Raw genomic sequence first — 19,725 nt, forward strand, 5'->3', positions numbered from 1 at the left:
ATGATCAGATGTTTAAAAGTGTATACAATTGGATTGATGAACGTCTTGACATTACGCCGTTGTGGAGGGATGTTGCGGATCACGAAGTACCGGAGCACGTTAACCCTGCACATCATTTCTCGGCATTTGTCTACTGCTTTGGCGGCTTGACGTTTTTTATTACCGTTATTCAAATTTTGTCTGGTATGTTTCTGACGATGTATTATGTTCCGGACATTTTGAATGCTTATGCAAGCGTTGACTATTTGAACCACAAGGTCGCATTCGGCGGCATCGTTCGCGGTATGCATCACTTTGGTGCGAGTCTCGTTATTGTTATGATGTTTTTACATACGCTGCGCGTGTTCTTCACCGGCTCTTATAAAGCGCCGCGCGAAATGAACTGGGTAGTGGGTATGCTTATTTTCTTCATTATGTTGGGCCTTGGTTTCACAGGCTACCTTCTTCCATGGGATAACAAAGCTTACTTCGCAACAAAGGTCGGCGTTCAAATCGCGGAATCCGTTCCGTACATCGGACCTTACATCGGGCAGTTCCTGTATGGCGGCGACATCGTAGGAGCTCAAACGTTAACTCGCTTCTTCGCGATTCACGTTTTCTTCCTGCCAGGTGCGCTTCTTGCTATGCTGGCAGCTCACTTCCTGATGATTCGGAAACAAGGTATTTCGGGACCACTTTAAGCGAAGGGAGGACTTTATGATGGCACATGGTCACAAATCAGACGAAAAGGTTGTATTCGTCGGAGATTCGCGGGTCAAGAAAAACAACCATCCGAATATTCCGCCGGACTACACGTCTTTTCCAGGAAAGTCAGAAGCGTTTATTCCTAACTTCCTGCTGAAAGAGTGGATGGTTGGCTGCGTCGTACTCGTCGGGTTTCTCGTATGGACGATTGCAGAGCCGGCTCCGCTAGGCTATCCGGCAGATCCGACAAACGCATCGTTTATTCCGATGCCGGACTGGTATTTCTTGTTCCTGTATCAATTTTTGAAATATCCATATGTATCACAGGATTACATTGTACTCGGTACAATGGGTATTCCTGGTGTCATGTTCGGCGGCTTGCTGCTTGCTCCTTTCCTCGATACAGGCAAAGAGCGCAGATTTTACCGTCGTCCGATTGCTTCCTCGCTGATGATTTTATCATTGATCGCCTGTGTGTATTTGACGGTTATATCTTGGGACCACTACCAGCACCAGCTGGAAATTACCAATACGATACCTGAGCATCACATTCGTGAAGAGAAAGCAAGAGAAGCAGCGGCTAAAGGTGAAGAGGCTCCTAGCACAACGAAGAAGCCTGAAACCGCATCTGTTGCAATTGTAGAAGCGGATGATCCAGCACACAAGCTGATGGAGCAATCCAAATGCTTGACCTGCCACGCAGCTGATATGAAAGGTAACCCACCGCAAATTCCTGCACTTCGGGGAATTGGCGATGTATTATCTAAAGAAGAGATTGTAGCGACCGTCACGAACGGCAACGGCAATATGCCTTCTTTCAAAGACAGCCTGAGCGCTGAGCAGATTGATCAAATTGCAACGTGGCTTTCCAAGCAGAAAGCTTCAACTGAATAACGAGTAACAGCAAGAACCTGATTGCTTTATTGCAATCAGGTTCTTTTCAAACTTATTAGGACAATGTACGGACGCTATAACAAGGCTAGGAATATAGGGGTTGAAAATAATGGGATTGTCATGGTTATGGAGCCGCATGCTGTGGATGAACCGTACGATATTGTGGCTGCTGTTTATCGTTAATTTTTTCGGGACCGTTTATGGCTACATCTGGTATTGGAATCAATTGGTTTATACCTACGAACGGTTTCCATCTTGGCTGCTTGTATTTGTGCCGGACAGTCCGACGGCTAGTTTGTTTTTCACGCTTGCGCTGCTTTACTTGCTGTTCCCGCCGCCTGAATCGGCATCTAGATTCGTTCAGGTCACTAGAATGATTATAGAAGGCCTCGCGGTCGTAACGTCAGTGAAATACGGCTTGTGGGCGGTATCAATGATAGTGGCTACGGGAGCGCAAGGCGGAGAGCTGAATTGGCAGCATGGCATGCTTGTACTTTCCCATCTAGGTATGGCTGTAGAGGTGCTTCTGTATGCTCGCTTTATGAGAGCAGGATTCAAGGCCGTCGTCATAGGCACCGCCTGGCTGCTGCTGAATGACACGATTGATTATACGTTCGGCGTGTTCCCTTGGCTTGCTGATGAGCTGATGGACGATTTGCCGCAAGTCCGTTTGTTTACATATGGCTTAACCATCTTCAGCTTTATGGCCGGCTGGCTGGCGCTCCGAGCAAGAAAACAACTTTAAAAAAGCATAACGATGGACATCCCCTCATAAGCTGGATTATGGGGGGATGTCCATGAGAACGCGTATTGCAATACCCATTGTATTATGTATAGCGATGTTGCTAGGCTCCGTCTCTGCAACTTGGGCTTATGCTGGTGAACAGCCGCTTGGCGCGAGACAAGCGCAGGCTGCCGATGCTGAAGAGCTACTGCGTCGTTTCGAGGAAGCGGCTCATTCATTATATAAGGCTTCTTATGCAGATAACCGCCAGGCCGGCTATAAATATGTCCAGCAGCTGGAGCGCCTTGTGCCGCAGCTGGAAACAGGCATAGAAGGCCGCCCAGCTGGTTGGGCAAAGCTGCAGCAGAGCATCAGGGCTGTCTCCGATGAGCTTTTGAGCAAAAAGCAGTCCGTAGCGTGGATGGAGGCATCTGCCCGGATTCATCTAACAGCGGATGCGATGCTTAGGCCGGCTAGCGGTTTGTGGATGCAATATGAACGGGTTATGCTCGAAGATGTAAGCCGTGTGAGGAAAGCGTGGAAGCGCCCTTATGAGGAACGGGCGAATGCTGCAAGAGCGGCGATGGACAACTTAAGCGCGCATTTGGCGCTCGTTGAGGGTCCCGCCTTTATGCTGCGTCCGGAAGGACGGGCAGCAGAGCTGCAAGAGCGGATACGCTACACAAACGTGCTGTTATCCGCTGGGCCTAAGGATCAAGCGCAAGCCGGCCGAGTGGACGAGGCGCTGACGCAGCTTGGAGCGGCGGTAAGCAGATTGTTTACGGACAAGCCGCAAGCTGTTGTGGAGGAGCCCGCGCTCGCGCCTCCCGCATCGGCTAATCCGGTAAGCTGGACGCTGCTGCTTGGCGCTATTATTATGGCTGTGCTTGCTTATAAGAGCTGGCGTAAATACAAGCAGCAGCCTTACGGCATAAAGCCGCTCCCATGATGGGAGCGGCTTTTATTCCTCGTTAAATCCTTCGCCCAGCACATCGTGGACATCATTAATGATGACGAAAGCACGAGGATCTACGCTGCGTACGATTGCTTTGAGGCGGCGCAGCTCCTGCCGCTGGACGACGCAATAAACGATTTCCTTTTGCTGGCCGGAGAAAGCACCTTTTGCCGGCATCAGCGTCACGCCGCGTTCCATCTCAATCGTAATGCGCTGCGCCATCGGCGTGCCTTTGTCTGTAATAATAGAGAAGGATTTGGCGGCATAGGCACCGTCTTGAATAAAATCAATGAGCTTGGCGGAAACGAATACCGTTACGAGCGTATACAGTACTTTTTCGATAGGAATAAAAAAGAGCGAGCCTCCGATAATGACAATATCGAGTATAAGAATAATTTGCCCCATGCTCAGCGTTTTGCGACGTGATACGATTCGGGCTATAATATCCACGCCGCCAGTTGTCCCGCCAAAGCGAAAGACGATGCCAAGCCCTGCGCCGAGCGTAACGCCTGCATACAGAGCGGCAAGTATGTAATCGGTTGAAGTGTGGAAGGTAATGACCCAGCCTCTGGCAATAAGCTGCTCCATTACAGCAAGGAAGAAGGAGAGCGATACGATGCCAGCGAGCGTATAAAGCATCTCGGTACGGCCAAGCGTCTTCCAGCCAAGCAGAAACAGCGGAATGTTGAGGACAAGCGTCGTAATGGACAGCGGCCATCCGGCTGCATAATTGAGCAGAACCGCTATGCCGGTTACACCGCCCTCCATAAGCATGTTCGGAATAAGGAAATAGTGCAGCCCGAAAGCATATATGGCTGTGCCTAGCAGAATAGGCAAAATAATTTGCAATTGTTTAGTCACTTTTCGAAGCATCATTAGCATTCCCCTTTTTTTAAATATAAGCATATAAGTTTTCCTTTTATATCGGGCTTATATTTCAGCGCAAAACGAAGTTTTGCCGGCCAAGGGCGGCGATTGTCGTTTACGCTTGAATGATAAGCATAAAGAAGCCATTATTTCACTTATTCGCTTCGGTGTCCACTGCTTGCGATTAATCTTATACTTGGGATGGCCGGAAAACGCCGATGTTGATCGGAAGGCGGTTTCCATTCTGTAGTATAGCGCAATTTTCATCGTTCAAAAACATTGTTTTCATCGTCTCTTTGCGTTAACATATGAATTATTGACAACAATAAGTTTTAGGCTTGTTTTCCAACTGCTATAGATGGGGAAAACGCTAGTCTTGAAAGAAGGGAATTTCACGTATGTCTCAAAAAACGTTGGCACATATCCAGCAAGAAGTGGATGATTATATTTCTCAATTTAAAGAAGGCTACTTCAGTCCGCTGGCGCTGATGGCAAGAATGAGCGAGGAAGTCGGCGAGCTTGCGCGTGAAGTGAACCATTCCTACGGCGAGAAGCGCAAGAAGGCGGATGAAGCTGACAACTCCATCGAGATGGAGCTTGGCGATATTTTATTTCTATTATCCTGCTTCGCCAATTCGCTCGATATTGATTTAACGGAAGCACATAATAAAGTAATGGACAAATTCAATACACGGGATAAAAACCGCTGGACTTTAAAAAACGCTGAACAGTAATACCGCATCTCACATATGCTGTACCATCAACCTGTGTACAAGGAGGATGGGCGGTAATGAACGGGGATGCTTGTATCAAAAAGGCGTATGCTTTCATTTTAACCAGCGATTTTGAACAGGCTATTGTCTGGTTTGAGCAAGCGATTGCCGCAGAGCCTGACAATGCCAGTTATTATCATAAGTGCGCTATTTCATGCGCGCGCAGCGGGAAATGGGCGAAAGCTTATGACCATGCCCGCCGGGCGCTTGAGCTGGCGAGGGATGAGCCGGAATATATTTATCATTTGCAGACGATTGAAGCGAGGCTGCAGCTCTCTGGCGCGCAGCAACAGCTGATACAAGAACCTCCGGCATTGGAAGAGGCGCTGTTGATGCTAAAGAAGGCGGTGGAGCTTGATCCGCTGTGCTTTGACGCTTTTTACTGGATCGCCATGACGTACGCTGAACTTGGGCAGCTGGATGAAGCTGCTGTCCATGCGCGAGAAGCGATTCGGCTTGACCCGGAGCATTCAGCTGCCAGAAGGCTGTTTGCTGATGTGAGCCGTCGGCGGCGCTTGATGCGCTACCGAATCAACGGACAACATAGACGAAGGAACAGGTGATGGATAAGTGGATACAATTAAAGTAGCAGTAATCGGAGCAGGCGGTCTTATGGGCCGTGAAGTGGTAAAAATGGTGCTGGAGGATGAGGCGCTGGAGCTTGTATCCGCCGTCGCGCCTTCAGCAGGCGCTGTAGATGCAGGAAGCTTTGCGAACAAGCCGAATACCGGCGTCATCGCTTGCAAGACGATTGAAGAGGCGCTCAGCAGTGCAAAGGCCGATGTTATGGTCGATTTTACGGCTCCGCATGCAGCCTATGAACATACAAAAACAGCGATAGAATTTGGGGTTCGTCCTATTATGGGAACGACAGGTTTTACCCCTGAGCAAATTGAAGAGCTTAACGGGCGTTGTATCGAGAAGCAGCTTGGCGGGCTCATCGCGCCTAACTTTTCGATTGGCGCTATTCTGATGATGAAATTTGCAGCACAGGCATCGAAATATATGCCGCATGTTGAAATTATTGAATATCATGGCGACCACAAGCTTGATGCTCCTTCAGGCACATCAATCAAAACGGCAGAGCTCATTGCCGAGGCTCGTCAGGAGCTGCGCCAAGGCAATCCTAACGAGAAAGAAACGATTGAAGGAGCAAGAGGCGGTTACTACAATGGCTTCCGTATACATAGTGTGAGACTTCCGGGCGTATTTGCGCAGCAGGAAGTTGTATTTGGCGGTTATGGCCAATCGCTCAAAATTCGCCATGACTCCTATGACCGTGCGGGCTATATGCCAGGTGTTAATGTAGCGATCAAGAAAGTGATGGGGTACAGCGGTTTAATATACGGTTTCGAGCATTTAATGGATTAGTAGAAGGTTTGAACTAGACAGCGGAAGAGGGGCCTCACCTATGAAAATTGCATTCATCGCGCATGACCGAAAAAAAGAAGAAATCGTCAACTTTGTTATTGCCTATGAGCAGGTGTTTGTTGGCCACGAGCTCTATTCAACAGGTACGACTGGTACGAGAATTATGGAGCAAACGAATTTGAGCATTCACCGTTTTATGTCGGGACCGCTCGGCGGCGACCAGCAAATCGGCGCCCTTGTTGCCCAAAATGAAATGGATTTGATTATCTTTTTGCGTGATCCCCTAATGGCACAGCCTCATGAGCCGGATATTATTGCGCTGCTTCGCCTTTGCGATGTGCAGGGCATTCCAGTCGCGACGAACGTGGCGACAGCCGAATTGCTCGTCAAGGCGCTGGAACGCGGCGATTTTGCCTGGAGAGAGCTTGTTCATAAGTACAAGCCTGAATTGCCGTTATGAGTGAGCGCTTAGATATTCTCGTATTTGGCGCTCATGCAGATGATGCTGAAATCGGAATGGGCGGCACTATTGCCAAGCATACGATGGCAGGCATGCTGGTTGGCATTTGTGATTTGACCGAAGCGGAGATGTCTTCGAATGGCACCGTAGAGCAGCGAAGGCGCGAAGCCGATGAAGCTGCTGCGGTGCTTGGTCTTTATTCACGGACCAATCTGCAGTTGCCGGATCGCGGCCTTGAGCTAACACGCAGCAATATCGACAGCATCGTGGCAGAAATCCGCCGCACCAGCCCGCGCATCGTATTTGCGCCGTATTGGGTTGATCGGCATCCCGATCATATTGCATGCAGCCAGCTGGTTGAGGAAGCTGTATTCAATGCCAAGCTGCGAAAATATATGCCGGAGCTGCCGCCTGTTCAGGTGCAGCAGCTCATTTATTACTACATAAATGACATGGAGCAGGTTTCGCTCGTCGTAGACGTTAGTGAGCAATACGAAACGAAGCGCCAATCGCTGCTAGCTTACCGCTCGCAGTTTCAAGCGGTTTCCCAATCGGAAGACCGCGTTTCGACGCCGCTCACCGACCGCTATGTGGAACGAGTAGAAGCAAGGGATATGCTGCTCGGTCAGGCACGCTCCTGGCAGTATGCGGAAGGATTTGCTTTAAAGCGGCCGCATGAGGTGAAATTATTTTAGAAGGCCGGGCAACCGGTTTGGCAAGATATACAAACCATTAGGAATAGTATTGATTATAAAAGCTAGAGACGGCAGGAGTGAGCATGACATGGCACGTAAGTTGAAAATCGGGATAACCTGTTATCCTACGCTTGGCGGCTCTGGTGTCGTTGCGACTGAGCTCGGCAAGCTGCTTGCTGAGCGGGGACATGAAATTCATTTTATAACGCACAGCATTCCGTTCCGGCTAGGCCATTTTAATAAAAATATTTTTTTCCATGAAGTTGAAGTCAATGATTATTATGTATTTCGGTATCCGCCTTATGATTTATCACTGGCAAGCAAGATGGCACAGGTTGCCAAGATGGAGAAGCTGGATTTGCTTCATGTGCACTATGCGGTTCCTCACGCCGTCTGTGCCCATCTCGCCAAGCAGATGATCGGCGATGAGCTCAAGACGGTTACTACGCTGCATGGAACGGATATCACGGTGCTCGCGCAGGATGAGTCGCTTAAGGACTTGATTAGGCTTGCCATTAACAAAAGTGATGCTGTAACGGCGGTTTCCCAGGATTTGATCCAGGAGACGAGAAGGCTGCTTGATATTACGAAGCCGATTGATCTGACCTATAATTTCGTTGACAAGCGCATTTATTATCCTCGGGACGTCGCTTCGCTTCGCCTGGATTATGCCAGTCCGAACGAAAAAATATTAATGCATATTTCCAATTTCCGTCCTGTTAAGCGGGTTTCTGACGTTATTGAAATTTTTCAGCAGGTTGCTAAAAAAGTGCCTTCGAAGCTGCTGCTCGTTGGGGAAGGTCCTGAGCTTTCGAAAATCCAGTGTAAAATCCGTGAAATGGGACTGGAGGATCGCGTCGTATTTCTGGGCAAGCAGGAGGATGTGGCGCAGGTGATATCGCTTGCTGATGTGCTGCTGCTCCCTTCGGAGAAAGAGAGCTTCGGTCTAGTAGCGCTGGAGGCCATGGCTTGCGGCGTACCGACGATTGGCTCGACTGCTGGCGGTATCCCTGAGCTGGTGACGCATGGAGAGACGGGCTTCCTTAGCCCGATAGGCGATGTGGACAGCATGGCCGCCAATGCGATTCGTTTGCTGACAGACGAAGAGCTGCATGCGAAGTTTAAGGAAGCTTGCATATACCGCGCCTGCCATGCTTTCTGTAATGATCGCATTACGGCTGAATATGAAGAAATATATTATCGCGTGCTGGGCATGGAAGCTGAGCTTCCTGCGTCTGCGGTCGTTTGCGAATAAGAGGATAGAGGGTGAGAAGATGGAGCGCTGCACCTCGATTCCGCAAGCAATGCGAGAGGCGCTGCCCATTCTCGCAACCTTGAACGGGCACGGCCATGAAGCCGTGTTCGTTGGAGGCTGCGTGAGGGATACCGTTATGGGCCTCGCGCTTAAGGATGTAGATATTGCGACGTCGGCGACACCGGAGCAGGTTGTTGCCTTATTTGCGTATTGTATTCCAACTGGCCTGCAGCATGGGACGGTGACGGTGATGCAGGATGGAACAGGGTATGAGGTAACGACGTATCGCAAGGAATCCGTATACGAGAAGCATCGCAGGCCAGAAAGTGTGGCTTTTATTTCGGATATTAAAGAAGATTTGCTGCGGCGGGATTTGACGATTAATGCGATGGCGATGCGTTTAAGCGGAGATTATTACGATCCGTATGGCGGCATGAGCGACATACAGTCGAAGCAGGTGCGCTGTGTAGGGGACGCGGAAGCCAGGTTTCAGGAGGATGCGCTTCGCATGCTGCGTGCTCTCCGCTTCGCTTCGCAGTTCAGCTTTCGCATCGTGTACCGCACTTGGCGGGCGCTGCTCAAGCACCGCGAGCTGCTGCGCTACGTAGCGATGGAGCGTGTGCAGGCCGAGCTTGATAAAATGATTGGCGGACCGGCTCCGCATTATGCAGCAGCGCTGCTCGCTGGCAGCGGCCTTCTTGCTTACACCCTTGAGCCTTTGCCGGCCGCTCGTGCCTTGCTTGCTGAGGCAGCGAAGACGGAGCGTATTCAGCTTGACTATTTGCCTGCGCTACATGGGGTGGACATTCGTTATGCAGCATTGATGACGCAGCCAAGCGTTACCCCTCAGGAGGCAAAAGCAACGCTGCAGGCGCTGCGGATGTCAGGAAGCCGCAGCGGCGTCATTATGGCGATTGTGTCGCTTCATCATGATATGGTCGTTAACCGGAGCCCGAACGAAGAGAAGCTTCGTGTAAGCTGGATTGAGGCCGTTCTGCGCTACGGACAGGTAGCAGCAGCAAGCTGGCTGCATATTGCAGAAGCATCTGGGCGGGAGCACGCTTTTTGGGCGGATGTGCCGCGGATGAAGCTTTGGCTGTCGCAAATGGAAATTTCCTCGCTCAAGGAGCTGGCGCTAGACGGCAATCAGCTTGCGGCCTATTGGGATCGCAAACCGGGCGCCTGGATGGGCAAGACGCTGAAACGGCTGCTGCTGCTAGTCGCCCTTGGCGAGCTTTCTAATTCGCAGGAACAGCTGCTGAAACAAGTTGACAGATGGAAGGAAGAGACGGATGAGTCATGAAAACTTGCTGCGTTTGTTTGCAGATCGCGACGGCGAATATGTATCTGGCGAGCATATTAGCCGCGAGCTGAAAGTGAGCCGCACGGCAGTATGGAAGCAAATACGCAAGCTGGAGTCACAAGGATTTGAATTTGAAGCTTCACGCCGGCTCGGTTATCGTCTGCTTTCCATGCCGGACAAGCTGGACATGGCTGCTTTGCTAACCAGTCTTAAAACCAAAAAATTTGGTCAAAAGCTGCAGGTGCTGGAATCGGTCGAATCGACGCAAAATATTGCGCAAGCGCTAGCGGAAGGCGGGGCGGAGGAAGGTATGCTCGTTGTTGCTGAGCAGCAGCTGAGCGGTCGGGGCCGCATGGGCCGAGGCTGGATATCGCCTCTGGGCAAAGGCATTTGGATGAGCATGGTCATGCGTCCAACGGTGCCGATTTATTTTGCTCCGCAGCTAACGCTGCTTACGGCAGTAGCGCTTTGCCGCAGCCTTAAGCGGCTGACGAAGCTCGACATCGGCATCAAATGGCCCAACGATCTGCTCATTAATGGCAAAAAAATCAGCGGCATATTGCTCGAATCCGCCGCAGAGGATGAGCGGCTGCGCTATGTCATTGCCGGAATCGGCATCAGCGTTAATTTGCAGCAGGCCGATTATCCCGAGGAGCTTTTGGAAAAAGCGACCTCCCTGCGTATGGCAAGCGGCGAGAAACAAATACGCGAAGCGATAATTGCCGATTTTTTGCTGGAGTGGGAGCAGCTGTATGAGCTGTATCAAAGCGAGGGCTTTGCCCCGATTGTTACGCTATGGGAATCGCTTTCGGTTTCGCTTCACAAGCCAGCTACGCTTTTAACGCCGCAAGGTGTCGTTGAAGGCACGCCGAGAGGGCTTGATGCTAGCGGAGCGCTTATCGTAGAAAAGCTGGATGGCAGCCAGGCGCTTATTTTTTCTGCAGAAATGGGCGAGCCGCGGGGCGAGTAATATTTACGGATCGACATATTTTTGCTAGTATGGGGTTAACGGGCGGTATCTGAAAAGAGCTGCACTGTGCTAAACCTCATGCCAGCATCGGCATGGAATTGCAAGAAAGTTTTGTTGGAAGTACAAGTAGTCTGCTCTGAGCCGAAAGGACCGAGACAGAAGGAAGCAATAAAGTGATATACGTTTCCTTTTTCGTTTGGGGACCTTTTTAGCGACGGCTAAAAGGTTTTTTTGTGTTTATCCTAAAACAGAATTGAAGAAGGGATGAGGCCAAGATGAGGAAACGTTTAACGATAACGAATTTGCAGCAAATGAAAGAGGAGAGCAATAAGCTTACCGTCATGACTGCTTACGATTATCCGTCAGCTATGCTTTCGGAGGAGGCTGGCGTCGATATTATTCTTGTAGGGGATTCGCTTGGCAATGTGGTGCTCGGCTACGATACGACGCTTCCGGTCACTTTAGACGATATGATTTATCATACGAAAGCGGTAGCACGCGGGGCACGCAATACGTTTATTGTGACGGATATGCCCTTCATGACATACGGAATTGGGCGTGAAGCTACGCTGCGCAATGCAGCCAGAATGATGCAGGAGGGCGGCGGCCAGTCGCTTAAGCTTGAGGGCGGCGTCGAAATTGCGGGCGAAGTGGCGGCTCTGGTCAAAGCGGGCATTCCGGTGATGGGACATATCGGGCTCAAGCCGCAATCGATTCACACGCATGGCGGTTTTAAGGTACAAGGAAAGCAGGAGGCGGAAGCAGAGCAAATCCTGCAGGATGCCAAGGCACTTGAACAGGCAGGAGCTTACGCCATCGTACTGGAGCTTGTAACGGAGACGATTGCGGACCGTATTAGCCGCGAGCTGTCGATTCCAACGATTGGGATTGGGGCTGGCCGCGGATGCGATGGACAGGTGCTTGTGTATCACGATATTTTGCAATATTCATCACCGGTCATTAAGAAAAAAATGGTTAAAGTGTACGCAGACATAGGCTCGACGATTCGCGATGCCATCGGAGCTTTTGTAAGTGAAGTCAAATCCGGTGAGTTTCCAGCGGAGGAGCATGTGTTCGGCAAAAGGTCTGAGGACGCTGTAGACAGCCTCTATGGCGGTTCAGCGACCCGCGAGCAGACTAATGGTGTCAAAGGTGCGGGTGAAAGCCAGCAGGCTGGAGAGGGGAATGAGCAGCGTGATTTTGTGCCGAACCATAGATGAGCTAAAAGAGCAGCAAAAGAAGATGTGGAGCGGCGGCAGCAAGCCAAGCATCGGTTTTGTGCCAACGATGGGTTATTTGCATGAAGGACATGCCAGTTTAATGCGGCAGGCAGCAGCAGAAAATGATATTAGCGTGCTGTCGATTTTCGTCAACCCGCTGCAATTTGGGCCGAACGAGGATTTTGAAACGTATCCGCGCAATGAGCAGCGCGATTTATCCATCGCTGCTGAAAACGGCATTGATATCGTATTTATGCCATCGGTCAGCGAAATGTATCCGCGCAAGGTGCTGACGAAGGTGCTCGTCAGCGATGTAACAGACCGCTTATGCGGCGCATCGCGCCCTGGTCATTTTGACGGCGTTGGAACGGTCGTCAGCAAGCTGTTTCATCTGGTGCAGCCAGACCGGGCCTACTTTGGCATGAAGGATGCCCAGCAAGTCGCAGTCATTCAGCAAATGACCGATGACTTGAATTTCCCTGTTACGATCGTGCCATGCCCGATTGTGCGGGAGCCGGATGGCCTTGCGCTTAGCTCGCGCAACGTATATTTGAATGCGGAGCAGCGGTCGCAAGCTGCTGCCCTTTCTTCATCGCTTGCAAAGGCGCGGGAATGGATGAAGGACGCCTCGCTAACGCCAGCAGAGCTTGTGAACAAAGTGCGTGCTGCGATTAGCGAAGCACCGCTTGCCAATATCGATTATGTCGAAGTACTGGAATACCCTGCACTTGCCACACCTGTTGCTGACGTTCCTTTTCAAAGTACCCGCAAGCGTTACATTTTGGCTTTAGCCGTAAAATTCGGGGCGACCCGTTTAATTGATAATGAGCTGTTTGAACCTTTGGAGGTGAATGGCAATGTTTAGAACGATGATGAAATCAAAGCTGCACCGCGCGACGGTAACAGAGGCAAACCTCAATTACGTCGGCAGCATTACCATTGATGAGGATTTAATGGATGCGGCGGATCTTTGGGCCAATGAAAAGGTGCAAATCGTAAACAATAATAATGGTGCCCGCCTTGAAACATACGTTATAAAAGGGGAGCGAGGCTCTGGCGTTATTTGCCTCAATGGCGCAGCTGCCCGACTCGTACAGCCAGGAGATACGGTCATTATTATTTCTTATGCATCGATGACGGAGGAAGAGGCTAGAAATTACAAGCCGCGCGTCGTTATTTTGGATGAGGCGAACCGTCCGGTGTCGCAAATGACGGAAGAAATTCATGCGACGATTTTGTAAGCAGGCGCAAGTCAGTTCCTCCGTTATGTAAAGGCTGGTTCCAAGTATGAAAAGCACCCGCTTAACAAAGAATGAGGTTATCACTCCTCAATTCTTTGGTGAAGGCGGGATGCATGATGTTCCAGCATATGTTTGCGACGATGAACGAAATGCTCGACAACATTATTGATTCCTACCCTCTGGCGGCGGAGGAACAGAAGCAATATTATGACGAGCAGCTTTACGCTTTGAAGCAAATCAGCGATTCTTTAATTGAGCAATGGATTGATTTTGAAGAAAAATTTGCCGTTTTCACAGAGGAAGAGGCCGAGCCTTCAAATGCTTCACTGCTTACAGCAGCAGCGGAGTATGTAGGACAAGCGCCAGCGGCTGTGCAGCCACTGCCGCAGCAGCAAGCAGAAAAGCCAAACGTCTCACAGCAGCCTATTTCTGGCATGACTGTGGAGCAAGCGGAGCTCATATCCAAAGGACAAGGCTATTATCAATTATTTATGTTTTCCCATGCTGCAAAGCAGTTCCAGCTTGCTGTAAACCACCTGCCGGAATGCAATTTAGCAAGGCTGTTTTTGGCTATGACGAATATGCACCTGCAAAATTGGAGTGAGGCGCAGCGTCATTTTCAACTGCTAATTGAACTTACGGACTATCCGAAATGGCTCGCTTTAAGCTATAATGCCCTTGGGTGCATTCAAGCGGTTCATTTAAACTTGGAGCAGGCAGAGCAATTTTTCCTTAAAGCCTATGAGCTGGACCCAAGCTTTAAGGATCCGCTGAATAATTTGCAGAGCTGCCGGGAACGTCCGCAGCAGTTGTCATTATTGTTCGGCAGCACGGAGCTATGCTGCTTGTGAGAGGATCGGATTTATTTTATGAAATATGCAGTGCTTGATTTGGAAACGACCGGACACAGCGCCTCCGATGATATTTTGCAGGTGGGGCTGGTCCTCCTTGATGATGATCTTGAAGTTATTCATACGTATAATTCGTTTGTAAAGCCAACGATTGCGATACCACCGTTTATTACGCAGCTAACGGGCATTGACGAGGCAATGGTGGCGGATGCTCCTGAGCTGTCTGATGTGCTGATGGATATGATTCCGCTGCTTGATGATGCGGTGCTTGTCGCGCATAATGTCAATTTTGACGCTGGTTTTCTGAACCAAGCGCTTGATCGCAGCGGCTACCACACGTTTGCAGGGCGCAGGCTCGATACGATTGAGCTGCTGCGCATTCTTTTTCCATCGATTACGTCTTACCAGCTTGGTGCTGTGTCTGAGCAGTTCGGCATTACGCATGATCATCATCATCGCGCTGATAGCGATGCGATGGCGACCGCCGTTATATTTGCCAAATCAGTTCAAAAGCTACGGAGCTTGCCGCTGCTGACTTTGCAGCGGTTATCTTCGCTTGTAGACAATGGCAGCGATTTAAGCTGGTTTATTACGCTGACGCTTAAGCAGGTGGAACAGAACATCGTTATGGGTGTTCCGGATTATGATTTTTTCAACCAGTTTGCGTTGAAAGCCAGAGAATGGACAGAGGAAAAGCCCGCGCGAAGCGAAGAGGGAGCCTCGCCTTTGCAGGATATGTCATTCGAGCAATATTTGGATGAAATCAAGCAGCGTTTTATTGAGCAATTCCCGAATTATGAAGAACGCGAAGCGCAAATGACGATGTTCCATGAAGTGTTTGATTCGCTGGACAGCAAACGCCATTTGCTCATTGAAGCGGGTACAGGTACAGGAAAGTCTCTCGGTTATCTGATTCCAGCGCTCTATTATGGTATCCGTCAAGATGAGAAGATAGTCGTCAGCACGCATACCATTAATTTGCAAGAGCAGCTAAGGCATCGCGATGTGCCGCTGCTTAAACAGATTTTGCCGATAGAGTTCCGAGCTTCTATTTTCAAGGGCAGAGGGAATTATTTGTGCCTGCGCAAATTTGAAAGTAAAATAAATACGAGGGATATGATGTCCCCCGTTGATGATGCAATTACTGCCTCGCAAATGGTCGTTTGGCTGGGCGAGACGGAAACAGGCGATCAGGAAGAGCTGAATTTCAGCAACAAGGGGACTGATTTCTGGTCGACCGTTGCCAGTGATGCAGATTCCTGTCTGAACCGGGCTTGTCCTTGGTTCAAACGCTGCTATTACCATCGTGCTAAGCATGAAGCTAATATTGCCGATGTGTGCATTACGAATCACTCCATGCTGTTTACAGACATTCAAGCGGATCATCGGCTGCTGCCGACTTACAGCCATTTGATTGTCGATGAAGCACATCATGTGGAGGAAGTAGCCAGCAAGCATTTAGGCATGCAGCTCGGCTATTATTCGATAACGAATGCGATTACGCGGATGTTCAAGGATAGTCGTTCCGGCTTGCTGCCATCGTTGCGCATTCATCTTCAGCAGGAAAGCGATGAGCGGGTTCAAGGCTGGCTTGAAACGATTGACACCATTATCCCGACCTTCACGGAAGTGAAGGAGCATTGGGAGAGGCTGTTTGAAATGCTGTACAGCTTTGTGCAAGCTTCTCCTGACGCGATGGGTGAAAACAATCAATCCGTTTATCGTCTGCGAGGCGATAGCCTGCCGGAAGGCTGGTCCGAAGTGCTCGCCGAAGAGACCAATATTCATACGGAGCTCATTCGCGTGCTGAAGACAGCTGAGAAAATGTCCGAGGAAATTAAAGACCGCATCGATGAGCTGGCCGTACAGGCGCTTGTAACGGATCTGAATGGCGTTTTGCGCGATTTGACGAGAGTTAAGGATGATCTGCGCAGCTTTATGAAAGTCGATCAGACGACTGACGTATTCTGGCTGGAAGCCAACATGACCTACAAGCATCGCTCGCTGCATCTTTATGCGGTGCCGATTGATGTGAGCAGCCAGCTTCAGCAGTATTTATTTGATGTGAAGGACAGCATTATTTTAACGTCAGCCACCCTTTCGGTGCAAAAGTCATTCCAGTTCGCCGAAGAGCAGCTTGGACTTAGCGGCTTTGAAGAGGCGGGCAGATTGCGCACCGTGCAGCTGGCATCGCCGTTTAATTACCGGGAGCAGGCGCTCGTCATTATTCCGCGCAATTTCCCTGTTCTTAAAGGCTCGGCGGGCGAGCCCGCATTTATTTCAATGCTCGTCTCTTCTTTGGCAGATGCAGTGCAGCAGACCAATGGCAGAATGCTGGTGCTGTTCACCTCTTACCGAATGCTCAAGCAGGTATATGACCCGCTTAAAGCGGCGCTCGCGGCCACCAGCATTCAAGTGCTGGGCCAAGGCATCGACAGCGGCAATCGTACGAAGCTGACGCGTCGTTTTTTACAGCAGCCAGAGTCCGTACTGCTTGGTACAAGCAGCTTTTGGGAAGGCGTTGATATTCCAGGCGAAGCCTTGACTTGCCTTGCCATCGTCCGATTGCCGTTCCAACCGCCCAATCATCCGCTGCTGGAAGCGAAGTCGGAATTGCTGCAGCGCCAAAAGCAAAATCCATTTATGAAGCTGTCAATTCCGCAAGCGGTTATTCGCTTCAAGCAGGGATTCGGCAGGCTCGTGCGAACGGCGAAGGATAAAGGCATTGTCATTATTTATGATACGCGAGTGATTGAAACGTATTATGGCAAGCATTTTCTGTATTCCTTGCCTGGCCCGAAAATTGAGCATATGCATATAGAGCAAATTGTACCGAGAATGAAAGAATGGCTTGGTGCCGAGAGGGAGGAGGAGAACGGGTGAAGCAGACGAAAATATCGGAGGCCGTCGTAAGACGCCTCCCCATTTACCTGCAAGTGCTGAACGAGCTGAACAACCGGGAGGTGCAGACCGTTTCGTCCCAGGAGCTTGGCGTCAAGCTGGATTTGAATCCGGCGCAAATCCGCAAGGACTTGGCGTATTTCGGCGATTTTGGCCGTAAGGGCATCGGCTATGATGTGACGTATTTAATTGAAAAAATCCGCCAAATTCTCAAGCTTGATCAGACGATAAATGTCGCCCTTGTCGGAGCTGGTAATTTAGGCCATGCGCTGTGCAATTATAATAAATACTCCAAAGACAATATGAAAATCATCGCGGTGTTTGATGTGCATCCATCTAAAATCGGCTCGCAAATTAATAATTTGACCGTTATGCCGATGGATATGCTGAAACAAACGGTGGAGGAAAACAATATCCGGATCGGCATTATAACCGTTCCCGGATTTGAAGCGCAAAACGTTGCTAATCAATTTATTGACGCCGGCATTGAAGGCTTGCTTAATTTTGCCCCAGCGATATTGAAGGTACCTGAGGAAATTCGCATACATCATGCTGACTTTACGAAAGAGCTGCTAAGTCTGGCCTATTACTTGGAGAGGGAAAGGGATGACGAAAATGAGCCAAATTTGGATTGAAAATGGACGTTTTGTAACGATGGAGGATGGCGAGCATGTGCTGCAAGGGCATATGGTTGTAACCGATGATCGCATTACATATATCGGAGCAGAAGCTCCAACTGGGCTGCAAGCCGATGTGCAAAAGCTGGATGGCAGCAAGCTTGCTTTTATGCCGGGTCTAGTAAACACGCATGGACATGCGGCTATGACTTTGCTGCGCGGCTATTCCGATGATCAAAACCTGCAAGTATGGCTGGAGCAAAAAATGTGGCCGATGGAAGGCAAATACATCGACCTTGATACCCGTGCGGGCAGCGCGCTTGCCGTGGTGGAAATGCTTAAATCCGGTACGACAGCTTTCGTGGATATGTATGACCGCATGGACCAGCTGGCCGAAGTTGTTGAACAGTCCGGCATTCGCGGCTGTCTGACGCGCGGCGTCATCGGCCTTTGCCCGGAGGATGTACAGCAAGCTAAGCTGGCGGAAGCGATTGCTTTCGCACGCGATTGGAACGGCAAGGCCGATGGCCGGATTACGACGATGATTTCGCCGCATGCGCCTTATACATGCCCGCCAGATTATATTGAGAAATTTGTTCAGGCCGCTCATGATTATGATTTGCCACTGCATACGCATATGTCAGAATCGATTGCCGAAGTAGAGCAGAACGTTCGCGATTATGGCGTTCGTCCCGTTCAGCATCTCGACAATTTAGGCTTCTTCTCGCGTCCGGCGCTCGTTGCTCATGCGGTGCATTTGAATGACGAGGAAATTGCGCTGCTGGCTGAACGCAAAGTAGCCGTATCGCATAACCCGGTCAGCAACCTCAAGCTGGCAAGCGGCATTGCCCGCGTGCCTGCTTTGCTTCGCGCAGGTGTAACTGTATCATTAGGCACGGACAGCGCGGCGAGCAACAACAATCTTGATCTATTCAAGGAAATCAATCTTGCGGCTTTGCTGCATAAAGGTGTTTCTGGCGATCCTACGGTTGTGCCAGCCATTGAAGCTTTGCGTATGGGAACGGTATACGGCGCTCGCTCCATTTGGCAGGAGGATTCCATTGGCCGCCTGCGCGTTGGCATGAAGGCTGACTTCATCGCGATCGATATTGAACAGCCGCATTTTTATCCACAGACGGATATTGTGTCCCATTTGGTATATGCCGGCTCTGGCCGCGACGTTAAGCATGTATGGGTGGACGGCCGCCAAGTTGTACGGGATGGCGAATGCACGCTGCTTGATGAGGAGAAAATTCGTCACGATGCTCAGGCGAGCTTCGAGAGGCTGTTGAAGGCATAATGCGGGCGAGAACGAGAAAGCCGTTTTGGACGGTAAAACGGGCTGTCTTTATTTCAGTTATTTTTGTTATCGCATTGCTGACCGTTACGATTGTTTATTACCGAACTGTGCATAAGGATTTATGGGCAGAGGAAGCCCCTATTAAAGCGCATGCTATTGAAGCCGCGCAGTTGACGGAAGTCACCGGGATGACGAAGCAGGTGTGGGATGGCATTTCCTGGGTTGTAAAAGGGAATACGGCTGATGAACAAGACGTTTATGTATTTCTAACGACAGCGGAAGGTCCTGTGCTCACGGTGAAAGCGACCGAGCATATTACTCAAGAGCAGGCGGATACTGCTTTACTGGGCAGCGAGCCGGATGCGGATATTAAAAGAACACAGCCGGGTTTGCTGAACGGCGAGCCGGTATGGGAAATTTTTTATAGCCGTGATGAAGCGATAACGAAATATTATTATGCGTATTATTCGTTCCGCGATGGCGCATTTTTGAAGAAATATAGTTTAGTAGGTGACAAGGCGTCCTAGCTGTAATGGATGCCTTAGCTGTAACAGTTGGAATTGCTGGCTATTATTACACCCCCTTATTCAACAGGCGATGTGATATACTTTCGTGTATCGGAGTGGATATGCGTTTGGTATATC

General features: G+C 50.0%; 21 protein-coding genes. 20 read left to right on the forward strand and 1 reads right to left on the reverse strand.

The window, feature by feature from the left end:
- The first annotated feature begins 8 nt into the window (after nt 1–8).
- The 4 genes from qcrB to AC50X8_RS15775 all read left to right on the forward strand — a co-directional run bounded on the left by qcrB (nt 9) and on the right by AC50X8_RS15775 (nt 3,251).
- On the forward strand, nt 9–680 hold the full coding sequence (gene qcrB / locus AC50X8_RS15760) for a menaquinol-cytochrome c reductase cytochrome b subunit (RefSeq protein ID WP_046232067.1): 672 nt from the start codon (nt 9–11) through the stop codon (nt 678–680).
- Between the two features lie 19 nt (nt 681–699).
- Nucleotides 700–1,578: a menaquinol-cytochrome c reductase cytochrome b/c subunit gene (locus AC50X8_RS15765; RefSeq protein WP_056028744.1), complete on the forward strand. Its 879-nt coding sequence runs from the start codon at nt 700–702 to the stop codon at nt 1,576–1,578.
- Between the two features lie 109 nt (nt 1,579–1,687).
- Nucleotides 1,688–2,323: a DUF1405 domain-containing protein gene (locus AC50X8_RS15770; protein WP_494880290.1), complete on the forward strand. Its 636-nt coding sequence runs from the start codon at nt 1,688–1,690 to the stop codon at nt 2,321–2,323.
- Nucleotides 2,324–2,375: 52 nt separating this feature from the next.
- Nucleotides 2,376–3,251: a sporulation protein YpjB gene (locus AC50X8_RS15775; protein WP_056028738.1), complete on the forward strand. Its 876-nt coding sequence runs from the start codon at nt 2,376–2,378 to the stop codon at nt 3,249–3,251.
- A gap of 12 nt (nt 3,252–3,263) precedes the next feature.
- Here the strand turns inward: AC50X8_RS15775 and AC50X8_RS15780 are convergent, their stop codons facing one another.
- Entirely contained in the window at nt 3,264–4,133 is an 870-nt protein-coding gene (locus AC50X8_RS15780) for a YitT family protein (RefSeq protein ID WP_056032646.1), read from the reverse strand.
- Between the two features lie 389 nt (nt 4,134–4,522).
- On the opposite strand from AC50X8_RS15780, the gene AC50X8_RS15785 reads away from it, so the two are divergent.
- The 16 genes from AC50X8_RS15785 to AC50X8_RS15860 all read left to right on the forward strand — a co-directional run bounded on the left by AC50X8_RS15785 (nt 4,523) and on the right by AC50X8_RS15860 (nt 19,608).
- Nucleotides 4,523–4,858 (forward strand): nucleotide pyrophosphohydrolase, encoded by a 336-nt coding sequence (locus AC50X8_RS15785; RefSeq protein WP_056028735.1) that lies wholly within the window; start codon nt 4,523–4,525, stop codon nt 4,856–4,858.
- 56 nt (nt 4,859–4,914) lie between these two features.
- On the forward strand, nt 4,915–5,460 hold the full coding sequence (locus AC50X8_RS15790; protein ID WP_056028733.1) for a tetratricopeptide repeat protein: 546 nt from the start codon (nt 4,915–4,917) through the stop codon (nt 5,458–5,460).
- A 49-nt stretch (nt 5,461–5,509) separates the two neighbouring features.
- The gene (dapB, locus tag AC50X8_RS15795) at nt 5,510–6,268 is read left to right on the forward strand and encodes a 4-hydroxy-tetrahydrodipicolinate reductase (RefSeq protein ID WP_056032644.1); all 759 of its coding nucleotides are present in this window, start codon (nt 5,510–5,512) and stop codon (nt 6,266–6,268) included.
- A 40-nt stretch (nt 6,269–6,308) separates the two neighbouring features.
- Nucleotides 6,309–6,728: a methylglyoxal synthase gene (locus tag AC50X8_RS15800; RefSeq protein WP_056028730.1), complete on the forward strand. Its 420-nt coding sequence runs from the start codon at nt 6,309–6,311 to the stop codon at nt 6,726–6,728.
- Nucleotides 6,725–7,423, forward strand: coding sequence for a bacillithiol biosynthesis deacetylase BshB1 (gene bshB1, locus AC50X8_RS15805; RefSeq protein ID WP_056028727.1), 699 nt, complete (start codon nt 6,725–6,727; stop codon nt 7,421–7,423). Before AC50X8_RS15800 ends, bshB1 begins: the two co-directional genes overlap by 4 nt.
- Before the next feature lie 88 nt (nt 7,424–7,511).
- Nucleotides 7,512–8,678: an N-acetyl-alpha-D-glucosaminyl L-malate synthase BshA gene (gene bshA, locus AC50X8_RS15810; RefSeq protein WP_494864367.1), complete on the forward strand. Its 1,167-nt coding sequence runs from the start codon at nt 7,512–7,514 to the stop codon at nt 8,676–8,678.
- A complete protein-coding gene (locus tag AC50X8_RS15815; protein WP_494880292.1) occupies nt 8,587–9,981 on the forward strand; it encodes a CCA tRNA nucleotidyltransferase in 1,395 nt (464 codons plus the stop codon). Before bshA ends, AC50X8_RS15815 begins: the two co-directional genes overlap by 92 nt.
- The gene (locus tag AC50X8_RS15820; protein ID WP_494880294.1) at nt 9,971–10,951 is read left to right on the forward strand and encodes a biotin--[acetyl-CoA-carboxylase] ligase; all 981 of its coding nucleotides are present in this window, start codon (nt 9,971–9,973) and stop codon (nt 10,949–10,951) included. The genes AC50X8_RS15815 and AC50X8_RS15820 overlap by 11 nt, the downstream gene beginning before the upstream one ends.
- Before the next feature lie 275 nt (nt 10,952–11,226).
- Nucleotides 11,227–12,171: a 3-methyl-2-oxobutanoate hydroxymethyltransferase gene (gene panB, locus AC50X8_RS15825; RefSeq protein ID WP_056028715.1), complete on the forward strand. Its 945-nt coding sequence runs from the start codon at nt 11,227–11,229 to the stop codon at nt 12,169–12,171.
- Nucleotides 12,146–13,036: a pantoate--beta-alanine ligase gene (panC, locus tag AC50X8_RS15830; RefSeq protein WP_494864592.1), complete on the forward strand. Its 891-nt coding sequence runs from the start codon at nt 12,146–12,148 to the stop codon at nt 13,034–13,036. Before panB ends, panC begins: the two co-directional genes overlap by 26 nt.
- Entirely contained in the window at nt 13,029–13,412 is a 384-nt protein-coding gene (gene panD, locus AC50X8_RS15835) for an aspartate 1-decarboxylase (protein WP_056028712.1), read from the forward strand. Before panC ends, panD begins: the two co-directional genes overlap by 8 nt.
- Nucleotides 13,413–13,528: 116 nt before the next feature.
- Nucleotides 13,529–14,263, forward strand: coding sequence for a tetratricopeptide repeat protein (locus tag AC50X8_RS15840; protein WP_494880297.1), 735 nt, complete (start codon nt 13,529–13,531; stop codon nt 14,261–14,263).
- Between the two features lie 18 nt (nt 14,264–14,281).
- Nucleotides 14,282–17,146 (forward strand): ATP-dependent DNA helicase DinG, encoded by a 2,865-nt coding sequence (gene dinG, locus AC50X8_RS15845; RefSeq protein ID WP_494880299.1) that lies wholly within the window; start codon nt 14,282–14,284, stop codon nt 17,144–17,146.
- On the forward strand, nt 17,143–17,799 hold the full coding sequence (locus AC50X8_RS15850) for a redox-sensing transcriptional repressor Rex (protein WP_046232083.1): 657 nt from the start codon (nt 17,143–17,145) through the stop codon (nt 17,797–17,799). Before dinG ends, AC50X8_RS15850 begins: the two co-directional genes overlap by 4 nt.
- Nucleotides 17,780–19,081 carry an amidohydrolase gene (locus AC50X8_RS15855; RefSeq protein ID WP_494864594.1) on the forward strand — a complete coding sequence of 434 codons (1,302 nt, stop codon included), beginning with the start codon at nt 17,780–17,782 and terminating at the stop codon, nt 19,079–19,081. The genes AC50X8_RS15850 and AC50X8_RS15855 overlap by 20 nt, the downstream gene beginning before the upstream one ends.
- Nucleotides 19,081–19,608: a hypothetical protein gene (locus tag AC50X8_RS15860; RefSeq protein WP_056028699.1), complete on the forward strand. Its 528-nt coding sequence runs from the start codon at nt 19,081–19,083 to the stop codon at nt 19,606–19,608. The genes AC50X8_RS15855 and AC50X8_RS15860 overlap by 1 nt, the downstream gene beginning before the upstream one ends.
- The last annotated feature ends 117 nt before the right edge of the window (nt 19,609–19,725 follow it).

It is taken from the genome of Paenibacillus sp. JT22N15 (assembly GCF_059383755.1).

Excerpts from the sequence above, each read along its gene's own strand:
- dapB (WP_056032644.1), top strand. The coding sequence starts at position 5,510 with ATGGGCCGTGAAGTGGTAAAAATGGTGCTGGAGGATGAGGCGCTGGAG.
- AC50X8_RS15785 (WP_056028735.1), top strand. The coding sequence starts at position 4,523 with ATGTCTCAAAAAACGTTGGCACATATCCAGCAAGAAGTGGATGATTAT.
- AC50X8_RS15860 (WP_056028699.1), top strand. The coding sequence starts at position 19,081 with ATGCGGGCGAGAACGAGAAAGCCGTTTTGGACGGTAAAACGGGCTGTC.
- AC50X8_RS15780 (WP_056032646.1), bottom strand. The coding sequence starts at position 4,133 with ATGATGCTTCGAAAAGTGACTAAACAATTGCAAATTATTTTGCCTATT.
- dinG (WP_494880299.1), top strand. The coding sequence starts at position 14,282 with ATGAAATATGCAGTGCTTGATTTGGAAACGACCGGACACAGCGCCTCC.
- AC50X8_RS15815 (WP_494880292.1), top strand. The coding sequence starts at position 8,587 with ATGATCGCATTACGGCTGAATATGAAGAAATATATTATCGCGTGCTGG.
- qcrB (WP_046232067.1), top strand. The coding sequence starts at position 9 with ATGTTTAAAAGTGTATACAATTGGATTGATGAACGTCTTGACATTACG.
- bshB1 (WP_056028727.1), top strand. The coding sequence starts at position 6,725 with ATGAGTGAGCGCTTAGATATTCTCGTATTTGGCGCTCATGCAGATGAT.
- AC50X8_RS15840 (WP_494880297.1), top strand. The coding sequence starts at position 13,529 with ATGTTCCAGCATATGTTTGCGACGATGAACGAAATGCTCGACAACATT.
- AC50X8_RS15820 (WP_494880294.1), top strand. The coding sequence starts at position 9,971 with ATGAGTCATGAAAACTTGCTGCGTTTGTTTGCAGATCGCGACGGCGAA.
- bshA (WP_494864367.1), top strand. The coding sequence starts at position 7,512 with ATGGCACGTAAGTTGAAAATCGGGATAACCTGTTATCCTACGCTTGGC.
- panB (WP_056028715.1), top strand. The coding sequence starts at position 11,227 with ATGAGGAAACGTTTAACGATAACGAATTTGCAGCAAATGAAAGAGGAG.
- AC50X8_RS15765 (WP_056028744.1), top strand. The coding sequence starts at position 700 with ATGGCACATGGTCACAAATCAGACGAAAAGGTTGTATTCGTCGGAGAT.
- panD (WP_056028712.1), top strand. The coding sequence starts at position 13,029 with ATGTTTAGAACGATGATGAAATCAAAGCTGCACCGCGCGACGGTAACA.
- AC50X8_RS15800 (WP_056028730.1), top strand. The coding sequence starts at position 6,309 with ATGAAAATTGCATTCATCGCGCATGACCGAAAAAAAGAAGAAATCGTC.
- AC50X8_RS15770 (WP_494880290.1), top strand. The coding sequence starts at position 1,688 with ATGGGATTGTCATGGTTATGGAGCCGCATGCTGTGGATGAACCGTACG.
- AC50X8_RS15855 (WP_494864594.1), top strand. The coding sequence starts at position 17,780 with ATGAGCCAAATTTGGATTGAAAATGGACGTTTTGTAACGATGGAGGAT.
- AC50X8_RS15775 (WP_056028738.1), top strand. The coding sequence starts at position 2,376 with ATGAGAACGCGTATTGCAATACCCATTGTATTATGTATAGCGATGTTG.
- AC50X8_RS15790 (WP_056028733.1), top strand. The coding sequence starts at position 4,915 with ATGAACGGGGATGCTTGTATCAAAAAGGCGTATGCTTTCATTTTAACC.